The organism is Bradyrhizobium sp. Mp27 (assembly GCF_029953005.1).
GTDB classification, from domain to species: domain Bacteria; phylum Pseudomonadota; class Alphaproteobacteria; order Rhizobiales; family Xanthobacteraceae; genus Bradyrhizobium; species Bradyrhizobium barranii.
Genome location: NZ_JASAUS010000147.1, coordinates 1 through 18,714 on the forward strand (window position 1 = coordinate 1; position 18,714 = coordinate 18,714).

Consider the following 18,714-nt stretch of genomic DNA (forward strand, 5'->3'; position numbering starts at 1 on the left):
TTCGCGGTTGAAGGTGATGGGGTGGCTTCGCAACCGAATCCTACGCCGCATCAGCGCTTTACACCACGCTCGCCAGCCTCTCAGGCGCCCTCTCGCGAATAAGACGGGCTATGCGTCCACCATCGAAGGCAGCTGTGACTTTCTTGGCGTGAATGGCTGGAAACGAGAAGGGCGGAATCGTATCGTCGGTCATGGCGGGCGTGGCGTTCGCGGTTGGAGGTGATGGCGTTGGCTTCAAAACCGAATCCTACGCCGTATCAGCGCTTTACACCACGCTCGCCAGCCTCTCGGGCGCCTCTTACGAATAAGACGGGCTAGCATGATCGCATCTGGAATTAGGATGTAGTCGTTTGCGCCACTACCTTTTTTGACTATTTTCCAAACGCTCCGCGAGCCATCTCGATTTGTCACCGCACCAGTAAGCGTATCGATGATCGCGCCGTCGTAAAGCTGGCGCATTAAGTCCTTCGGGTTATCATCGCCCCGAAGGCGGCCATCCTCGGCAAGCGTCACAACGTCTGTAACCTTGCATCGATAGGTCTTATGCTCCTGAGCGGAGGCCGTGCTGGCGGCGCACAGCGCGGCCAGCGCCACGACAAAACGCCCGCCACAGCGCACAGAGGCAACTTTATGGTCTATTGCCGCTTCTTTCACCCCATACCCCCAAAGCTCAAACCCTTGTCAGCTTGTCAGCCCGAATGTTGACGGTCCAGCCCTCAGGGGAGTTATCCCTCCTCCTTCTGAGAAGCTAACCAATCGCCTCCATCACCCGGCTGAATGCCGGATGGCTTCGATTCTTGACCTTGATCCATTGCTCGCTGCGGCCGGCGCGGCACAAACGATGCTTAGAAACCAGGCCCTCCGTCTCGGTCGAATGGGAAAATCACCAAGGATCATTCCGTCTCGTCTTTAGTCGCGCTTGCGCAGCTCGCGCGGTTGTTCCACACAGATCAAACAACCGTTCGACTCAGCGGATTTCGCAACGCCGGCACCAGCCCAGCGGCGATGTAGCTTTCGGAGAAGTTCATTGCTTTCGTTGGTCTCACCCATCTCGTTTCTTAAGCCAACCAGCAAGGGAAAAACCGAACCGTTGATGTTGCTGTGCGAACGGCAGGATGGCTCCGAAGTCGAGCTGGTCGCCAAATTCTCCGGAGCGTGCGAGGAAAAGGAAGTGAACCTGGCCCGCGAGGTGATCGCGGTCTGTCTCGCCGCCGACCTGAACCTGCCCGTTGCCGAGCCGATGATTGTCGAGGCATCGCCGGAGTGGATCGATACCATTCCAGACCCCTCCATCCGCGCCAAGGTCGCAGGCAGCTGCCGGCTGGCGTTCGGATCAAAACTCTTAACCGGGCAATATTCGGTCTGGAACTCTGGTACCCAGGTGACCGAATCAATGCTGCTGACCGCCGCGGCAATCTTCACGTTTGATGCGCTTATTCAGAATTTCGACCGCCAGGAGCACAACCCGAATTGCTTGGTTAATGGCGAAAAGATCCTGATTTTCGACCACGAACAGGCCTTCATGCACAAGCTTATGATGTTCTGGAAGCCGCCCTGGGCGCTAGGCGGATTGCAGAATTTTGAAGTGCCAGGACGGCACATTTTTCGCCCAAGTTTGTTGGGCCGTGCTATCGATTTCGAGAGCATTAAGATTTCCTGGACCAATATCTCGGACCAACGGATGGAAGAGTACCGGGCGGCCATTCCGCCAGACTGGAGCGGCAACCAGGGTCCCCTCGACGCAGCGCTCTCGCTGATCAAGGATGCACGAGACAATATCGACGGATGTCTGCAAGAGATATCACGGGTGCTGACATGAAAAAAATGGCCTATGGCTACGTCATTCTTCGGTATGTGCACGATGTCGTCACGGGTGAATTCGTGAACGTCGGCCTGGTCATGCATGCACCCGACACGCAGCGAGTGAAAAGCAAAACGCGAACCTCGATCAGGAGACTGAAAGCAACGTTCCCTGACTTGGATCGAACGGCGTTCGTTGCTGCCATGAAGTCAGTGACCAGGGCTTTGGGCAAGGTCGAGAAACAATTCCAGTCCGATGGCATGCTCAAGCAGTTCGTTGACGCGAAGTCTTTTGCTCACTTGGCAGTGCCAATCGATGACAGCTCGCTGCAGTGGTCACAAGTGTCAACCGGCTTGACGGACGACTTCGACAAATCATTTGATCGCGTCTATCAGCGAATGGTGACCCGATATGACCATCAATCGTTAGCCCGGCGCTCTGATGAAGACGTGTGGCGGCCAGTCCGTGAAAAGATCGCCGAGCGCAAGATCAGCGTGCCGTTCGAAGAGAAAACAGTTGTCGGCGCGACCGATCAGATCGAGTTCAAGCATGCCTGGAAGAACGGCGCCTGGCATGCCTATGAAGCACTGTCGCTCGATCTAGCCGACGCCGATGGCATCAAGGACAAGGCGCGTCGCTGGCGTGGTCATCTCGACGCGGTGTTCGAGGGCAAAAGCGATCCGAACCTGAAATTGAATTTTATTTTGGGTGCACCGACAGATCCGAAACTGCTTTCGGCATATGAGAACGCGGTCGCTATACTTGGCCACTCACCTTCCCAGCCGAGAATATATCGCGAAGCACAGATCGATGACCTCGTGTCTGAACTTGAGGATGAGGTACGCGCTCACTCGCACGATCTGCCTTAGCGCCGCGGTCCTCGGTGGGGACTCTGCACGAGGTCCGTGTTGCAACCAGAGGCCAAGGCGGCTCTTTGGCCCGCCACCAATGATCGCGCATCCCATTAGTGTTGTAAGAAAATCCGGTTTTGCTCCGCCTCGGTCCCGGTGTACCCAATGGCGGTAAGCCGGTCGATTGCATATGATGCATGACCATCGTCGGGGGAGCAGAAATCTTGTTCGAACAGACCTTCAAGAACATCGACGACGTCTTGTGGAAGGAGGCCGGGTGCGCGACCGAGCTAGACTACACCGAGCAAACGTCGTGGATCTTGTTTCTCAAGTACCTTGATGACCTTGAGCGGGCCAACGAACAGAAGGCCGAGCTTCAGGGCAAGAAATACGCTTATATCATTGACAAGCAGCACCGCTGGTCGGTTTGGGCCGCACCCAAGAAGCGCGATGGCACCTTCGATCACGACAGGGCGCTAACCGGCGACGATCTTATCGACTACGTCAATCGGGATCTGTTTCCATATCTGCAAAACTTCAGGACGCGCGCCGAAGGCTCCAATACGGTTGAATACAAAATTGGTGAAATTTTTGGCGAGATAAAGAACCGCTTTCAAAGTGGTTACTCACTGCGCGACGCGCTCGAACTGATGGATGGGCTGAGCTTTCGTTCGCAAGACCAGAAGCACGAGCTGTCGCATATCTACGAAGCCAAGCTCAAAAACATGGGCAATGCGGGCCGGAATGGCGGCGAGTATTACACGCCCCGTCCGCTGATCCGCGCCATGATAAAGGTGGTGAGACCGGAAATCGGCCAGCGTATCTATGACGGTGCGTGCGGCTCGGCTGGCTTCCTGTGCGAGGCCCATGACTACCTGCGCGCCAAGCCGGACCTTTCGACCAAGGATCTGAAGACCCTTCAGGAGAAGACATTCTTCGGTAAGGAGAAGAAGAGCCTCGCCTATGTCATCGCAATCATGAACATGATCCTGCACGGCATCGAGGCGCCGAACGTTCTCCACACCAACACCCTCGCCGAGAATATCAACGACATTCAGGAGAAGGACCGGTTCGACATCGTGCTGGCTAATCCGCCGTTCGGAGGCAAGGAGCGCCCGGAGGTTCAACAGAACTTCCCGATAAAGACCGGCGAAACCGCGTTCCTGTTCCTTCAGCATTTCATCAAGTCGCTAAAGGCCGGTGGCCGCGCGGCCATCGTGATCAAGAACACCTTCCTGTCGAATAGCGACAACGCCTCGGTTGCTCTCCGCAAGGAGCTGTTGGAAGGCTGCAACCTGCACACCATACTCGACATGCCGGGCGGCACGTTTTTGGGCGCAGGCGTCAAGACCGTTGTGCTATTCTTCGAGAAAGGCGCGCCCACACGCAGAGTTTGGTTTTACAAACTCGCTCCCGGCCGCAATCTCGGCAAGACCAATCCACTCAACGATGACGACCTCAAAGAGTTCGTTGCGTTGCAGGACAAATTCAAGGATAGCGATAATTCGTGGACCGTCGATGCAAAGACCATTGACAAGACGACCTATGTCCTCTCGGTGAAGCATCCCAATAGGCCCGACGAAAACGAGTTACGCGATCCAAAGGACATTATAGCCGAGATGATGGCGCTGGACGCCGAAAGCGCGAAGATCCTCGCAGGCATCGGGAGCATGCTGTGAGAGCGGGTTGGCAAGAAAAAAGCATAGGCGATATCCTGACGCTTGAGTACGGCAAGCCGCTTCCTTCGTCGTCACGCAACGCTAACGGCAAGTATGCCGTCTACGGAGCGAACGGGATCAAAGATCGCTCAAACAGTTTTTACGTAGAAAAGCCTTCGATCATTGTTGGCAGGAAAGGTTCAGCTGGAGAAATCACTCTCACCGAAGACAAATTCTGGCCGCTTGATGTAACCTATTATGTTACGTTCGACGACACGAAATACGATTTGCAGTTTCTCTATCATCTATTGTCACAGCAAGAACTTACGAAGCTGGCCAAAGGCATTAAGCCCGGGATCAATCGAAACGAAGTTTATTCGAAGACGGTTCGCGTTCCTCCGCTATCCGAACAACAGCGTATCGTTGCCACACTGGGCGAGGCATTTACGCGATTGGCAGCCGCGGTCGCTAATGCCGAGCAAAATCTGAAGAATGCACGCGAATTGCGCGAAGCTTCCACCAATGCGGCTATTGCTGGAAATCTGACCCAAGCTTGGCGAGCTTCTCATTCAGAAATCGAAAGTGCATCTCTGCGCTTAGACACCGCGCTAACTCAACGTCGCCGAGACTGGGAGGGAACTGGCTCGTACAAGGAGCCGGATGCCCCGATTGCCGCGAAACCAGTCGAGCTGCCTAGCGGTTGGACTTTAGCATCGCCTGAGCAGCTCTCCACTCACATTGTCGACTGCCCCCATAAAACTCCTAAATGGACCAAGTCAGGAGAACTCTGCCTTCGAACGACAAACTTTAGGCCAGGTTTTCTCGACCTAGAGTTCGTACGCTTCGTTTCTCAGGGAACTTACGATGACCGAATCATGCGGTTGAAGCCGCTTCCCGGTGACGTTGTTTACAGTCGCGAGGGGGGCATTCTTGGGATTGCATGCCTCATCCCTGCGGGATTGAAGGCTTGTCTTGGCCAGCGCATGATGCTTTTCCGCATGGACATCAGCATAGTCCTGCCGGAATATTTTGTCGGCGTTCTAAATTCTACATTGATCCTCTCCGAGGTTAAGCACCTCGTCGGCGGCGCGGCTTCGCCCCACCTCAATATCCGAGATATTAGAAGGTTTCCGATACCCCTTCCGCCAATCGCCGAGCAACGTGAAATCGTAAGGAGGCTGGACGCGATCTCCGCTGACACCCGCCGCCTCGAAAAACTGTATGAGCGTAAGCTTGCGGAGCTGGCTTCGATTAAGAGATCCCTATTTCAAATGGCGTTCTCCGGCGCATTGACTTCGCCGTCGTCGCTGGCAACCCAAGAGGCTGCCGAGTGAATGAGGCCGAGACCCGCGCTGAACTGATCGACCCGGCGCTGCGGTCGGTGGGATGGGGTGTCGTCCCCGATAGTCGAATGCGTCTGGAAGTTATCTGCCCGGGCCGCATTGAAGGCGCCGGGCATCGGGGCAAAAGTGACGTTGCTGATTACGTTCTCACCTTTCGCAATCACAAACTGGCGGTGATTGAGGCCAAGGCGCGTGACAAGCCCGATACCGAAGGCGTGGGTCAAGCCAAGGTACATGCCCAAAAGTTACAGGCCCGCTTCGCCTATTCTACGAACGGACGACGCATTTACCAAATCGACGTGAAGACTGGAGCGGAGGGATATGTTGATAGGTATCCCACGCCGGACGAACTGTGGGATCAGACGTTCGCCGCGCCGAATGAATGGCGGGACCGATTCTCTTCCATCCCATTTCCCGACAAGAGCGGAAGTTGGTCGATCCGCTACTATCAGCAGAACGCGGTAGAGAATGCCCTGGAGGCCATTGCGGCGGGCCGCAAGCGCATTCTTCTGACGCTCGCCACCGGCACTGGCAAGACATCAATCGCTTTTCAAATATCCTGGCGCCTGTTTCAAACGCGTTGGAATCTCAGTGGTGAACCAACTCGGCGACCGCGCATACTGTTTCTGGCGGATCGCAATAATCTAGCCAATCAGGCTTATAACGATTTCACCTCATTCGCCGCGTTCGAAGAAAAGGCGATGCTCCGAATTCGACCGGACGAAATCGCGAAGAAAGGTAGTGTCCCCAAAAACGCTAGCATCTTCTTCACGATCTTCCAGACGTTCATGAGCGGCACGGATGCGGACGGTAAACCCGCGCCGTATTTCGGTGAGTATCCGAATGACTTTTTTGATTTTATCATCATCGATGAGTGCCACCGCGGCGGCGCAAACGACGAAAGTAACTGGCGCGACATTCTCGACTATTTCGAACCGGCCGTTCAACTTGGCCTGACCGCAACACCGAAGCGGCGCGACAACGTAGACACCTACGCCTATTTCGGCGAAGCGCTTTATGTGTATTCGCTGAAGGAAGGCATCAACGACGGGTTCCTAACTCCCTTCAAGGTGAAGCAGATCGCCACGACGCTTGATGATTATGTCTATGTGACTGACGACAAGATTATCGAAGGAGAGGCAGAGGAAGGTAAGCGCTACCGAGAGCCGGAGTTCAACCGCACCATCGAGATTGAAGAGCGCGAGCGCTATCGCGTTAAGCTGTTTATGGATCAGATTGATCAGCGCGAGAAGACGTTGGTGTTCTGCGCAACTCAGGCCCATGCCCTACTGGTACGCGACATCATCAACCAGCTAAAGACAAGCAGTCATCCAGATTATTGCGTGCGTGTTGCGGCTGACGATGGTGAACGTGGCGACCAATGGCTGCGGACATTTCAGAACAACGACAAGACGATCCCGACAATCCTGACAAGTTCGCAAAAGCTATCAACCGGCGTTGACGCCCGCAACGTGCGCAACATCGTTCTGATGCGTCCGATAGGCACCATGATCGAGTTCAAGCAAATCATCGGGCGCGGCACGCGGCTATTCGACGGGAAGGACTACTTCACAATCTATGATTTTGTGAAAGCCTATGAGCATTTCAATGATCCCGAATGGGACGGCGAACCCGAACCGGTTGAGGCAACGGAAGCTAAATCGAAAAAGTCCGCAGAGGCCGGTGCTGATACGAGTGAAGGCGAAGGCGATGGTTCAACTGAGCGACCAAAGAAAATTAAGATAAAGCTGGCGGATGGTAAAGAGCGCACTATCCAAAATATGATAGCAACCACCTACTGGAGCCCCGACGGCAAACCGATCTCGGCTACCCAAATGGTGGAAAGGCTGTTTGGAGAAATTCCACGCTTCTTCAAGGATGAAGACGAGCTGCGGCAAATTTGGAGCAAGCCTGATACGCGCAAAGCGTTGCTTGATGGAATGACCGAGAAGGGCTTTGGCTGCGCACAACTGACCGAAATTAGCCGCATCGTCAACGCGGAAAACAGCGACGTATATGACGTGTTGGCCTATATCGCATTTTCACTTGCTCCGATTGCGCGTTCCGAGCGGGTAGAAGCGAGGCGCAACCAAATCCTCTCTCATTATGAAAGCAAGCTTCAGGCGTTTCTCGATTTCGTCCTCGGACAGTACGTGAAGCAGGGCGTAGATGAACTCGATCAGGAAAAGCTCGCGTCACTGCTCCAGTTGAAATATCACACTGTAGACGATGCGTTGGTTCAATTGGGGAGTGCCTCAGCAGTGCGCGATGCCTTCGTCGGGTTTCAACAGTATCTTTATTCTGAACGAGGCTAGATGGGCGCGGAGTCCGCGTCCCACATTGCCTGCTCGCTGAAGGATGCCCCAGACTTCTTTAAGTCGCAAAGCCTGCGCGCGCGGGGATGCGGCCCGACTTTGTCGTGCCAGTATTCGGCATCATCGGGCGCGGCGGATTGGCCGCGGCCTGGGCCGCGCGCAGCGCTTCCTGGGCCTGCCGGATCGCCGGATTCGGATTGACGAAGCCCGGCGGCACAGCGGTGTACATCAGCTTCGGGGGCGGCGCGTTGTCGGTCAGCTTGTCCTGCTCGGCATCGAAGCCGACAGAGCCCGCCGGATAGAACAGCGCCGCAAGCTCCGCCTTGATCAGCGCCGGCAGGTCATCGCCTTTCAGGAAGTCTTCAAGCATCGCTCCCGTGACGACGACCGCGCGGGTATCGCCGACCATGTCGGCGAGCTTGCGCGCAAGGGCGGTGGTGGCGTTGCTGTCGCTGGCATCGCCGGCAAGGCGACGCGCCATGTCGACGCTGGCGGCGGATTTGCTGGCCGCGGCGATGCTGTCGTTGATATCGTTGGCGATGCTACCGAGCGCGCGCCTGCGGCTGCGCGATTCCAACAGCCGGCGCAACGCCGCGGTGCCGGTCACCCGCAGCGGTGGAGCTTCAGTCTTCTTGAACAGTGCCATGGTTCATCCTCTCGGCAGTCGCGCGACCATCGCGCTGAATTGCGTCGGCCGCGGTCGCATCGCGGCAATCGGTAACCGTCCGATGATATGGGCCGGCGCTGGCCCCAGCGCGAGCGGCGCCGGCTCCGACGCCTTGATCGTGGTGGCGATGAAGGCCTCCAGGCCGCCACGGAATCGATTGATCGACGCGATCAGGTCGTCATAGGACTGATCGGCCGACTGCAAATCGCGGCGCGAGACGATCAACGCTTTCGGATTGCTCGGCTTGTCGGTCAGGCTGACTTCGTCGATCACGGCGCGGTGGATCGTGAAGTGAAAACCGGCCGGGCTGTCGGCGCTGATGGTCTCGGCCGCGAGCACGGTCGCCGCAATCGAGAATGCCGGCATCTGTGCGGCCAGCAGATCGTCGACCTTCGCCCCGACCTGGAGCTCCCCATCAACATAGTCGAGCCGCAGGATCTTGCCGACGCTCTCGCCGGCATGTCGCAGCAGCAGCGGGATGGTGTCGAGCGCGCTCCAGCTCAAGGAATCTGCCTTGAACGACATCCGCTCGGCATCGATGGCGCTCGATGAGCAGACGCCTTCGACGACGACCGGGCCGGAGGTGGCTTCGAACAGAGCCAACGGCTCGCGCGAGATCGGCCGGCAGCGATGCAGCTGCATCAGGCGAGCGTACTCGGCTTTCAATGCGGCGCCGCGCATCATCGTTATTTCCGTTTCCGAGTCGCCTCGTCGAGCTGCTCGCGGACCGCCCGCAGCCGGCGAGTCAGCTCCTTGATCTCGGCGTTCTCGTGTTCGAATGCCGGTCCCGCGAGCGGCCCGGCGACTTTGAGCTGCTCGGTCATCAGCGGATATTTCTGTCCGAGTGGAATAGGTGCGCCTTGGAGGAAGACGCCTTTCGCAATCCGGGCGCGCCGCGGATCTTCGACCCGGCCGCCGGCGCTGGTCATTCTCATGCCTGCGTGGATGTCTTGCCTGCGCATCGTCATCACCCCTCCGTTGTTGCGGGCGTGAAGGCTGGCTCCGCGAACCAGCGATGCGGCCAACATATCACCTTTCGGGAATCGACAAGCCGATGCCTCGTGGCGAGGATCGAGTTTGCAACGACCGATCCAAGCGCGGGTTCGCAGGAGCGACCAAAATTCCCAAGCGTGGAATTCTAAAAGAACGGCCCCGGCGCTGGGCTGGGGCTGGCTGGGGTCTCAAAGAGCGCCGGAGCCGTCGCATCTCCGTCGCTCGATTAAGGTAGCTAGGGCAGCGGAGGCGATAGCAATAATAAGCTGTATTACCATCATTTGCATGTGCAGATTGTGCCATCCGGCGTACCGAAAACGGAAAGCCTATTGCCGCTCGTGAAATCACTGGAACCGATGCAGCTGAGAGGGCTTTCAATCATAGTGGGGCACGCAATTTCGGGTGCCTGAGGGGATTCTCGCGACCAATGCCACGGTGGAAAGAGGGATGGACTGAGGAAGAGGTGGAGAAGCTCAGGTCGCTGGCGACCACCATGCCACTCACGCTGATCGCCAAAGAACTTGACCGGACCTTCGGGGCGGTGCTGGCCAAGGCAACCGACGAGAAGATCAAGATCATCGTGCACGCACGGAGTGGACGGGCTTAAAACACGCCCGGTGCTGTTTTAGAGGCGGATGGGCGCCGCCTCAAATCGTCAGGATCAGCCAGGCAAAGAGGCCAACGTTCACGGCGCCCACGGCGACAATGCCAGCCTGTATAAGTCGCTCGACCATGGTCCACCCTCCACAATCTAAGAGCGAGAAGCCTACGCTCGATTAGCTTTGGCGTCTATGCAGATTGTGCCGGTTGGGAAATTTACGGGTGCTGCTTCGGCGGCTTCAGGCCGGCGATTTAGCCACTCTTGATGTGCAGGCCGGTCACGGCTTTACCGGCTTTGCGGATTGCATGATCTCGCTCGATAATTGGGGAAGCGACTTGGCTTGTTCACGAAGCCGCGCCATTCAGAAAATATCTGGCGGGATTCCGGACTTACCTTGAGGTGGCGCGCTATTTTTTGATCTATTTTAGGTTGCGAAGGGTCGATGGCCAGTGTTTATGGTCGGTACCGCCCCGCATGATCGAGGGGGCCGGAGGTGGAGACCGCCCCCCTATGTCGAGGTCGAGACCAACCGGGAGATCGTCGAGTGATGGACTCCGTAGGAACGCGCGAGATCGACGACGCTCTCGCCGTCAGCGTGACGCTTGATCGCTTCCTCTTGCTGGTGACCGCTGAGACGCGTCGGCCGACCGAACCGCTTACCCTCAGACAGTGCTTTGGTGCGACCTTCCGATGTCCTCTCAACGATCAGCTCGCGCTCGAACTCGGCAATGCCGGCCAGCACGGTCAGCATCAGACGGCCGTGTGGCGTGGTGGTATCGGCCCAAACCTCGCGCAGTGATTTGAAGCTGGCGCCGACCTCCGTCATCTGGTGGATGATGTTGAGGAAGTCGCGCGTTGAACGCGCCAGTCGGTCGATCCTCGTGACGATGAGAACGTCGCCGGTCTTGAGTGCCGCGAGCGCCTTGGTCAGCTCGGGGCGGTTGCCGCGAGCCTTGCCGGAGACCTTCTCCTCGAAGATCCTGATGGCTCCGGCGGCCTTCAGGGCCGCGATCTGGCTGGCGTGGTCCTGGTCCGCGGTCGAGACACGGGCGTATCCGTAGGTCGTCATTTCGAGCCTCACTTTCGCACCTAACATACGCACGAAATAAGCCGTGCGATTTCAACAGTCAATGGATCGGTGCAAAGATTGTAAGTTTCGCACGAATCGGCTGGTAGAGCCACGTAGGAAGCCCCACCGGGTTGGGCCGCTGTCACGAGACCGGCAGCGACCGGGTAGCGCAGCTCGTGTTCGGTGACGGACAGAGGGGGCATCTTCCCATTAGGAATATGCCCAGCACTTCCCGGACAGCAGTCGAGGTCGGCGAACTCGCCACGGAGCCGCGCTGCTTGATGGCGATGGCTAGCCCGGCCATTCCCAGAGACCGTTCGAGCGCCGGCCTTGCCGACCGGGTTGCCGCGGCGGTTTGGCTGTTGGGATGGTCCTGGTGAGGCTGTTCATCGAGATCGCGTTCGGGTCCGGGGCCGCTGGTCGCAACTGACGAAACCATGCCTGCGAGCCGGGCTTCGCTTCGGCGTTGCGTGCTGGCGGTGGTGGCTCGGGCTCGGGCTCGACCGGGTCGGGCGGTCCGAACATCAGGTCGAGAACCTTAGTCGTCAGTGAGCCCATCAACGTCGAAGCCCCTCGCTCGCGCCAGCGCCATCAGCTCCTCAACCGTCAGCTTTTCCAGCTCGGCACGTTCTTCCACACGCGACATCGGTTTCGGTGGCTCGGGCTCGACCCGTTTCAGCGGCGCGAGTTCAATGTGGTCGACGATGCCCGGCTGTGCCATGCGCGCAACATCTTCGTGCGACAGGTAATGGCCGCTCGGAATCGAGTTGATCACGACGCTACCGATTGCCATCGCGGCCGGGCTGTCGCTGTTGACCTGCAACGGCAGCAGTTTTGCCAACAACGCGCCGTGCACGCGCGGATGATTGATCAGCAAATGCGTGCAAAAACCGGTCAGACCATCTTTGCCCTTGCCATCACGCCCGTGCTGAATCGCGCTTTCGACCAGCGCTTCTTTCAGGTCGCGCACGATCTTCGCGGTGGCGCCTCTCGGTCTGCCTTGGCCTTTGTGCGGTTCGAGATTTTGGAGCCGCTTCGCCTTGCCTGTGATCGGTTCGCGCAGGTTTGGTAAGACAAAATCCTCGGGCGGTCGTGGCATTCCAACGATTCCCTTTTCCGTAAAGAAACGCAGGTCGGAGCCTATACCGACCTCGCGCGCCGTCCAGAGGGTCCGCTGCACCGCCCCGGATTTCGCCAGCCCGTCCAGCCAGTCCATCCTCGTCATAGAGGATGGCCAGCGCTAAGCACCTTAAATCATTGGCCTTGTCCGGCCTGTCCAACCAAACAGACCTTTTTTGCAAAAAATTAGTTCTCGGAGAAATGGATACATATCCTCGCGCGTGCACTCGACAACCAGGGAGGGAGAGAACCCGTCCGGATCAGTTGGAAAACTAATTCTCTTTTAAGGTTGGACAGGTTGGACAGGTTGGACTGACACAGGAAATACAGGCACTTCCTGCGACCAACCTCTCTCTCTCTGTCCAACATAAGTTGGCCGCCGTCACCGCTCGCCGCGGGCGCGGCGCGGCCAGAACCCATCAGGGTCCCATTCCGCTTCGCGCTCGTGCGGTTGTTCGGCGTGTTGCCATCCTTCCTCCAGCCAGTCCGGCGATCCCCAATCAAGGTCCTGACCCATTTTCCTGGTGAAGCGGGCGCGGCACGCGGCCAGCGATGGCAACCGGTAGCAGCGAGGACGTTCGTCTCCGACCAACGGGCGGGTATGTCTCAGATCGGCGCCGATCTGGTCTTTCAGAAACATGCCGATGCGCGTCTCAATCGAGCGGTGGCCGACACCTTGCTGCTTCGCGTGATGGACATAACTGCGATAAAGATCATTGCACCGGCAGGTGCCGATCTCGTTGACGCAGGGAACAGCTGGCGGCAATTGCCCGCTCATCAGCGTGTCCAGCCACCACGCCTGCTCCGAGCTGAACGATTCGATCTGCTGATCAAACAGCGTCGCGGTCCGCGGGATCGAGCGCAGGTCGACCTGCGACAGATCGAAGTTGAGCAGGTAATGCAGCAGCGCCTCTCGCCCGCCATTGTTCATCTCGTCATCGATGGCGGCAAAGTAAGCATGGTCCTGCATGTGCTCCTCGCCCATGTCGAAGATCGCCCAGCGCCGGTCGCGCATTCCAGCCGGCACCAGCCAGTCGGCGTTGCCGGTGACGAACAGGCGGACAAAATTCTTTACCGAGATCGGATCGATGCCCTTGTATTCGAGCATGTGGTCATGACCCGAGACCAGATCCTTCAGCGTGCCTTCGGACTTCTTGTCGCCGCCCCAGAACGCTTCATCCGCGTGCAGCACCAGCAAACTCGCCATGTGACTGTTGAATTGACCAGTGATGTAGCGCGGTGACGATACCAGCAGGTAATGCGCAGGCCCGATCAGTGAGCCAAAAATCTGGCCGACCTTGGTCTTGCCGGTGCCCTGCTCCCCGCGCAGAGCCAACGCGGTCTCCATCTTCAAGTGAGGCAGCTGAAAGATCGAAGCCCACCATCCGACGATCCATCGATAATGATCGTCGTTGCCGCAGGCGACGTTGTCGCGGATGTGCGCCAGGAACTTGGAACAATCGCCGGCCTTCGGTGTGACCGCGAACCCGCGCCACAGATTGAAGTAACCGGGCTGGCCTCCGACCGGAGCGAACTCGATACCGCCATATTGCCGGCGCAGCGGATGACTGAGCCAGTAATCGCCGAGCTGGATGACATCCTTACTGATCCTGACGCTCTCGTTGGCAAGCCACAGCTTGAAAGCACCGACCTTGAGCAGCCGGAACTTGCTCACGCCTTCGAACTTCATCACCGCAACCTTGTCGCCCGCGAGCACCAATGCGTGGTCGTTGTTGATCTTGGCGATCTCGGGATCGATGGCCGGGGTCTTCTTGTCCGCCTTGTCGAGACGGTCACGGGCACCGTCAACGAGTTGGTCGAGCATGCCGACGCGAATGCCGAGATCCTCGGCGGCCTGCTTGCGCTGCTGGTCATATTGCAGCAACGGCAGCTGTGCCAGCTCGTTAATCTTCGCTTTGTCGTCGCGCACCACCCGCTCGACGTCGGGCTTGCCGAACTTCTTGCGGGCGCCATCGATCAGCGGATCGAGATCCTTGTCCCAGATTCCGCCGTCGCAATATGGTGCGACCGAGAGCCTGATGGCGAGATCGGTCCATCCCTTGCCGACCATCGATGCAATCGCGTTGCGGATGTTGTTATGCCACTTGCCGGCCTTGCTGGTTTCGAGCAGCGCGATGATCTCGTTATCGGCACGGCCGCGCTTGTTCTCGCTTGCGACCGCCTCGAACGGATCGGACGGCTGTCCTGTTGAGGTACCCGCGAAGTCCTTGATGCTGTAGCCCGGCGCAGCCTTGCGGATGTGCAAGGTCACGCGTTCGGTGACGTATCCGCGCTCGATCTTGTCCGGTGATGGCGTGGAAATCGTGCCGGCCAATCGCAGCACGCGACACGAATTCTCAACAGTGTCAGTGCCGAGCAATGTTTTCAGCGCGGCGTTGGCGGCCCGGATCTGGTCACCGCTAGCAGTATCGGCCAGTTTGAAATACAGATGCGCGCGCAAGTTCGGAATGTGCCCGGTCTCCACGATCAACGACGGCTGGAGCTGGTGTGCGATCATGATTTCGTTGATGCGCGTGTCGTCGCCCGGTTGTTCGAAATCAACCCACAGATACTGACTTGCCAAATAATTTGTATCGACGGCCCGGCCGCTCGAACCAGTCTTGCCCTGCCGCAGCGCGACGCCGACATAGATGTTGTAGCCGTCCCGGTTCTTGCGTTCGGCATAGGCGGCAGCCTCGTCCAGCCTGAAGGCGGAAAAGTGCCGGGCATCTTTTGGCTTCCAGTCGCTCGACGCGTCGGCGAACGCGATTTCGACCCACGCGTCGGGAAAGGCTTGCACGAAGTCCGGCGAGAACAGCTCGAACAGATGCCGGGAGATGTCTGCCCGGTTCGGTTGGAGCGGCGCGGGCAGTCCATCCGGCTTATTGTTGTCGTTAGGCGCGGGCTGGCCGTGCATGACCGATCCTCCCCGTATTGCAGCGGTGACTGCTCGCTTGGCGTTCTTTCGTGATCAGCGACGCTTGCGCGAGCAGCGGCACGATGTGGTTCGCTGCGTGAAAGCCGCCGCGGATTTCGAGAAATTGCCCGGTGTGCTTATCGAGCCAGCCGACGGCCGTAGCGGCGCCGACCGGCGCCCGCATCTTGGCGTTCACCGCGCAATTGAGCCGGCGGCCGAGCGCGGTCGGCGCAACGACAACCGAGATGAAAATTTCGTCAGCGTCGGTCCGGACGATGGCGATCACGGGCAAGCCGACGATCTCGAATTGAAAGCTTCGGTGAACGTCGTCGCAGACGATCAGCCCTTTCGCGAACGCGGCATCGAGCGCGGCGATCAGCAGGTTTCGCTTGGCCGCGCTACGGGCGGCGATGGTTTGCCCGTTCATGGCCGTGCCCCCCGCTGGCCGGTAGGACTGCTGTCGCTGTCAGGATCTGCGGACCGTCCGCGGTGGACACGCGACCTCCGGCGCCGAGCGGCGCGCGGGTGACGGCGGTGCCGCTGGCAGCTGGCGCTGACGGTCCTGCGGTCAACAAGATTGACACGCAGACAGTCGACAGCATTCGGCGCGGTGTTGCGGCACGGGCAGTTGAGGTATCCGGTCAACCAGTCGGAGTAACCTGCGTAACCGGCAATTTCTTCAGGCATGGCACGGCGCTCACTCTTTGCGTGGTGAGACCGTCGCGGGATTGTCGGCTGGGGAAATCCGGTCTATAGATCGGGGCGCGAGAAGAACCCCATCTTAGAAGTAGTCCCAGCCGGCGTGGTTTGCCCCCGCGCCGGTTTCTTCTGTGTCAGGCACTGGCGTGCTCAGCGCGACGCGTGGCGCGCGCAGGCTTCGTCTTGACTGGCGCTGACTGTGCAGGCTGCTTGGCAGGCCCCTTGATCTCGCCGCCGATAGCCTCGCGTCTACGCCGCCACTCCGTCGCAGCCTCGTGGCTGATCAGCGTGCGACGGCCAACTTTCATTTCGCGCGGCTCTTCGCCTTTCCGCTTCAGCTTGTAGTAAAAATCCTCGCTGATGTTATGCGCAAAACAAAATTGCTGAATCGACATCGCGAGCATGGGCGGCAGTCGAGTCTCGTCGTCGCTCGGTTCGACCGCTCCTGTACCTGACTTGCTCAATTCAGGACGCGCCATCTCGACCTCCGCTGTGCGTTTGACTTTATGTAAGCCTACACAGGCAAAGTAAAAATCGACTTCACCAAGGAGCGCTTTTCGTCGAGGTCTGAAAACGCTGTGCTGCACGGCAGATCCGTGACTTCGACTGCCGCGCAGGCCGTCTTGCAAGATTAAAGCGACTTAATTGTACGTGAGCTTTATTCGGCCGCTTCGAGCACCGGCATCGGTTCGGGCTCCGGTTCGTCCAGCAGGCCGGCGCGTGTCATCGCATCGATCTCGGTTTCGGTGATGAACTTGGCGTAGGTCCGCTCGACTTCGCTGATGCTGGTGTTGTGCAGGCCGGCAATCAATTTGAGCGGGAGTCGTTTCAGGATCATGCGCGTGATCGATGAGTGCCGCAGACAGTACAGCGTCATCTTGCTGGCGTCCTCTCCCATCGCCGTGAAGATCTCGCGGACGTCGTCGCGATAGTTCTGGCTCGGCCGATCACCCCAATCCTGATCGTCGGTGCGCAGCAACAGGGGCGCGTCGTCATCGCGGCCCGCTGCTGCGGCCTTCAGTCGCTTGGCCAGCGCCACCGAGATCGGCACGCTGAAATGTTCATGCTTGCGCTCGGCACGGGTACGACCGCCGCCCTTGCCGGCCTTCGGCATCATCAGCTTCGGCTTGGTTGGATGATAATGCAGATCCTCGACACGCAAGCGCGACGCCTGTGACGGCCGCGCGCCGGTCCCGGCCAGAGTGTCGACATAGAGACCGAGCCGCGGGTTCTTGGCATAGGCGGCAGCGACGAAGACGTGAATGCGGTGATCCGGCAGCACCACGTTGCGGGCCTTCTGTGCGTTCGGCAACCGGGCAAGGCCGGTCTCCCATGCATCACGATTGCGGATCCGGGCCGGGTCGTTGCCTCGCGCCAGTTCAAGCGCGGCGCAGAGCGATTTGGAGTAGCGGTTGATCGATGATGCTTTGAGGTCGTCGTCGAGCAGACCGTTGCGCCAGTCCGTCAGTTCGCTGGATTCCAGCAGCGCCACCTGCTTGTTGAGCAGGGCGTCGGGGAGATGCTTGAGCACGGTCGTGGCGTTGTAGGGGCTGGCATGACGCGAAATCAGGTCGAGCTTGTATTTGGTCAGCGCCTGACGAACGGTGATCATCGCGCCGGTGTTGATCTCGCCGTCTTCATCGGCGCTACCGGTCACCAGTTTGCGCGCGACGCCTTGCGCCTGCACATAGGTCAGGATCTTTTTGCCGTCGCTCTCGCTGAAGTCGTCGGCTTGGCCAATCGCCTTGGCTGAGTATCTGTTGCCACCGATGCAGGTTTTTAAAACCCAGCTGCCATCGAACTGGTTGCGTCGATATTGCAGCAGCACGCCGCGTGCGAGCCGCGGGCCGTTGTACGGCTTGCGCCTGACCGGAAGATCCTGTCGCGCTGACGGTGTGTCGAGCTTGAAATGGTTGACCTTGCGAATCCTGCGTCGCGCCATGACTGTGTCCCCTGAAGTGTCACTATCGTGCGGTAAAGACTGATCAGGGCCGGTACAGTCGCATCGGGGAAATTGCAAGGGGATCAGAGTCTTAGTGTACCTGATGGAGCTTGATAGAAGGCTCCGTCTAGGCAAAATTCTCCCCTTGTGGGAGAAGGTGGCGCGCGATCAGCGCGCCGGATGAGGGGTATCTATCCGCAGATACAGCGTTATCGAGTGAGAGAGAGGGTCGCTCGCGGAGCGAGACCCCTCACCCGACTTCGCTGCCGCGAAGCCACCCTCTCCCACAAGGGGAAAGGGTGCACTGAGCGTGTGGCGCGAACTACTGCATCGACACCAGCGAGAAGTCGATGAACCAGCTCTTCGGCTGCACGACGCCCGTGACCTTCGGGCTGATGGCGCGGGGGCCGACGTCGTGGGCGACGTAGAGGAAGGCGGCATCGTCGACGGAAGCCGCGTGCAGCTCGGCAAGTGCGGCGTCGCGCGCGGCCGGGTCGAACGTCTGGCGCGCCTTCTTCACCAGCTCGTCGAATTTGGGCTCGTGGATGAAGCCCCAATTGTTCGAGACCGGCGGAGCCATGCCCGATTGCCGAGTAGGCGGGGATGTTGCCATCCCCGCCCCTCACAGACCCGGACGAGCGGATTACCCGCATCCGGTTCTTCACGCGTAAGCTTCGCTCACGGGACGGCATATTGGTGGACGATCTTGGCTGTCGGCAGCGGGTGTCGCGCGAGCATG

At 58.7% G+C, this 18,714-nt stretch carries 16 protein-coding genes and 1 pseudogene; 6 read left to right on the forward strand and 11 right to left on the reverse strand.

Annotation, left to right across the window (positions count from 1 at the left end):
* Positions 1-234 precede the first annotated feature (234 nt).
* The gene (locus tag QJT78_RS41195; protein ID WP_281460551.1) at positions 235-654 is read right to left on the reverse strand and encodes a hypothetical protein; all 420 of its coding nucleotides are present in this window, start codon (positions 652-654) and stop codon (positions 235-237) included.
* Positions 655-1,027: 373 nt separating this feature from the next.
* On the opposite strand from QJT78_RS41195, the gene QJT78_RS41200 reads away from it, so the two are divergent.
* The 5 genes from QJT78_RS41200 (at position 1,028) to QJT78_RS41220 (ending at position 7,968) form a co-directional block, all read left to right on the forward strand.
* On the forward strand, positions 1,028-1,819 hold the full coding sequence (locus QJT78_RS41200; protein ID WP_157790235.1) for a HipA family kinase: 792 nt from the start codon (positions 1,028-1,030) through the stop codon (positions 1,817-1,819).
* Positions 1,816-2,670 (forward strand): DUF3037 domain-containing protein, encoded by an 855-nt coding sequence (locus tag QJT78_RS41205; protein WP_038942448.1) that lies wholly within the window; start codon positions 1,816-1,818, stop codon positions 2,668-2,670. Before QJT78_RS41200 ends, QJT78_RS41205 begins: the two co-directional genes overlap by 4 nt.
* A gap of 179 nt (positions 2,671-2,849) precedes the next feature.
* The gene (locus QJT78_RS41210) at positions 2,850-4,331 is read left to right on the forward strand and encodes an N-6 DNA methylase (protein WP_202801339.1); all 1,482 of its coding nucleotides are present in this window, start codon (positions 2,850-2,852) and stop codon (positions 4,329-4,331) included.
* The gene (locus tag QJT78_RS41215) at positions 4,328-5,644 is read left to right on the forward strand and encodes a restriction endonuclease subunit S (protein WP_049807484.1); all 1,317 of its coding nucleotides are present in this window, start codon (positions 4,328-4,330) and stop codon (positions 5,642-5,644) included. Before QJT78_RS41210 ends, QJT78_RS41215 begins: the two co-directional genes overlap by 4 nt.
* Positions 5,641-7,968, forward strand: a complete 2,328-nt coding sequence (locus QJT78_RS41220; protein ID WP_038942451.1) for a type I restriction endonuclease subunit R — start codon at positions 5,641-5,643, stop codon at positions 7,966-7,968. The genes QJT78_RS41215 and QJT78_RS41220 overlap by 4 nt, the downstream gene beginning before the upstream one ends.
* A gap of 58 nt (positions 7,969-8,026) precedes the next feature.
* On the opposite strand, the gene QJT78_RS41225 is transcribed toward QJT78_RS41220, so the two are convergent.
* Genes QJT78_RS41225 through QJT78_RS41235 form a run of 3 tightly spaced genes read right to left on the reverse strand, consistent with a single transcriptional unit; the run spans position 8,027 to position 9,564 of the window.
* Positions 8,027-8,614, reverse strand: coding sequence for a hypothetical protein (locus tag QJT78_RS41225; RefSeq protein WP_038942452.1), 588 nt, complete (start codon positions 8,612-8,614; stop codon positions 8,027-8,029).
* A 3-nt stretch (positions 8,615-8,617) separates the two neighbouring features.
* Entirely contained in the window at positions 8,618-9,319 is a 702-nt protein-coding gene (locus QJT78_RS41230) for a hypothetical protein (protein WP_038942453.1), read from the reverse strand.
* 2 nt (positions 9,320-9,321) lie between these two features.
* On the reverse strand, positions 9,322-9,564 hold the full coding sequence (locus QJT78_RS41235; RefSeq protein WP_157790236.1) for a hypothetical protein: 243 nt from the start codon (positions 9,562-9,564) through the stop codon (positions 9,322-9,324).
* Between the two features lie 491 nt (positions 9,565-10,055).
* Between QJT78_RS41235 and QJT78_RS41240 the strand changes: the two genes are divergently transcribed.
* Entirely contained in the window at positions 10,056-10,235 is a 180-nt protein-coding gene (locus QJT78_RS41240) for a hypothetical protein (RefSeq protein ID WP_038942455.1), read from the forward strand.
* A 502-nt stretch (positions 10,236-10,737) separates the two neighbouring features.
* Here the strand turns inward: QJT78_RS41240 and QJT78_RS41245 are convergent.
* The 7 genes and pseudogenes from QJT78_RS41245 to QJT78_RS41275 form a co-directional block, all read right to left on the reverse strand.
* The gene (locus tag QJT78_RS41245) at positions 10,738-11,298 is read right to left on the reverse strand and encodes a recombinase family protein (protein ID WP_038942456.1); all 561 of its coding nucleotides are present in this window, start codon (positions 11,296-11,298) and stop codon (positions 10,738-10,740) included.
* Positions 11,299-11,836: 538 nt separating this feature from the next.
* On the reverse strand, positions 11,837-12,514 hold the full coding sequence (locus tag QJT78_RS41250; RefSeq protein ID WP_049807485.1) for a hypothetical protein: 678 nt from the start codon (positions 12,512-12,514) through the stop codon (positions 11,837-11,839).
* A gap of 285 nt (positions 12,515-12,799) precedes the next feature.
* On the reverse strand, positions 12,800-15,334 hold the full coding sequence (locus tag QJT78_RS41255) for a primase-helicase family protein (protein WP_049807486.1): 2,535 nt from the start codon (positions 15,332-15,334) through the stop codon (positions 12,800-12,802).
* Positions 15,312-15,761, reverse strand: coding sequence for a hypothetical protein (locus QJT78_RS41260; protein WP_038942461.1), 450 nt, complete (start codon positions 15,759-15,761; stop codon positions 15,312-15,314). The genes QJT78_RS41255 and QJT78_RS41260 overlap by 23 nt, the downstream gene beginning before the upstream one ends.
* A gap of 406 nt (positions 15,762-16,167) precedes the next feature.
* Positions 16,168-16,512 (reverse strand): hypothetical protein, encoded by a 345-nt coding sequence (locus tag QJT78_RS41265; protein WP_281460552.1) that lies wholly within the window; start codon positions 16,510-16,512, stop codon positions 16,168-16,170.
* Between the two features lie 179 nt (positions 16,513-16,691).
* Positions 16,692-17,975 carry a tyrosine-type recombinase/integrase gene (locus tag QJT78_RS41270; protein ID WP_038942464.1) on the reverse strand — a complete coding sequence of 428 codons (1,284 nt, stop codon included), beginning with the start codon at positions 17,973-17,975 and terminating at the stop codon, positions 16,692-16,694.
* A 322-nt stretch (positions 17,976-18,297) separates the two neighbouring features.
* A pseudogene (locus QJT78_RS41275) lies at positions 18,298-18,564 on the reverse strand (ABC transporter substrate-binding protein); the annotation flags it as partial.
* Between the last annotated feature and the right edge of the window lie 150 nt (positions 18,565-18,714).

What these genes read in the sequence shown, in the direction of transcription:
- QJT78_RS41205 (WP_038942448.1), top strand. Translation starts at nt 1,816, where the DNA reads ATGAAAAAAATGGCCTATGGCTACGTCATTCTTCGGTATGTGCACGAT.
- QJT78_RS41210 (WP_202801339.1), top strand. Translation starts at nt 2,850, where the DNA reads ATGACCATCGTCGGGGGAGCAGAAATCTTGTTCGAACAGACCTTCAAG.
- QJT78_RS41225 (WP_038942452.1), bottom strand. Translation starts at nt 8,614, where the DNA reads ATGGCACTGTTCAAGAAGACTGAAGCTCCACCGCTGCGGGTGACCGGC.
- QJT78_RS41230 (WP_038942453.1), bottom strand. Translation starts at nt 9,319, where the DNA reads ATGATGCGCGGCGCCGCATTGAAAGCCGAGTACGCTCGCCTGATGCAG.
- QJT78_RS41235 (WP_157790236.1), bottom strand. Translation starts at nt 9,564, where the DNA reads ATGACCAGCGCCGGCGGCCGGGTCGAAGATCCGCGGCGCGCCCGGATT.
- QJT78_RS41240 (WP_038942455.1), top strand. Translation starts at nt 10,056, where the DNA reads ATGCCACGGTGGAAAGAGGGATGGACTGAGGAAGAGGTGGAGAAGCTC.
- QJT78_RS41245 (WP_038942456.1), bottom strand. Translation starts at nt 11,298, where the DNA reads ATGACGACCTACGGATACGCCCGTGTCTCGACCGCGGACCAGGACCAC.
- QJT78_RS41250 (WP_049807485.1), bottom strand. Translation starts at nt 12,514, where the DNA reads ATGGACTGGCTGGACGGGCTGGCGAAATCCGGGGCGGTGCAGCGGACC.
- QJT78_RS41255 (WP_049807486.1), bottom strand. Translation starts at nt 15,334, where the DNA reads ATGCACGGCCAGCCCGCGCCTAACGACAACAATAAGCCGGATGGACTG.
- QJT78_RS41260 (WP_038942461.1), bottom strand. Translation starts at nt 15,761, where the DNA reads ATGAACGGGCAAACCATCGCCGCCCGTAGCGCGGCCAAGCGAAACCTG.
- QJT78_RS41265 (WP_281460552.1), bottom strand. Translation starts at nt 16,512, where the DNA reads ATGGCGCGTCCTGAATTGAGCAAGTCAGGTACAGGAGCGGTCGAACCG.
- QJT78_RS41270 (WP_038942464.1), bottom strand. Translation starts at nt 17,975, where the DNA reads ATGGCGCGACGCAGGATTCGCAAGGTCAACCATTTCAAGCTCGACACA.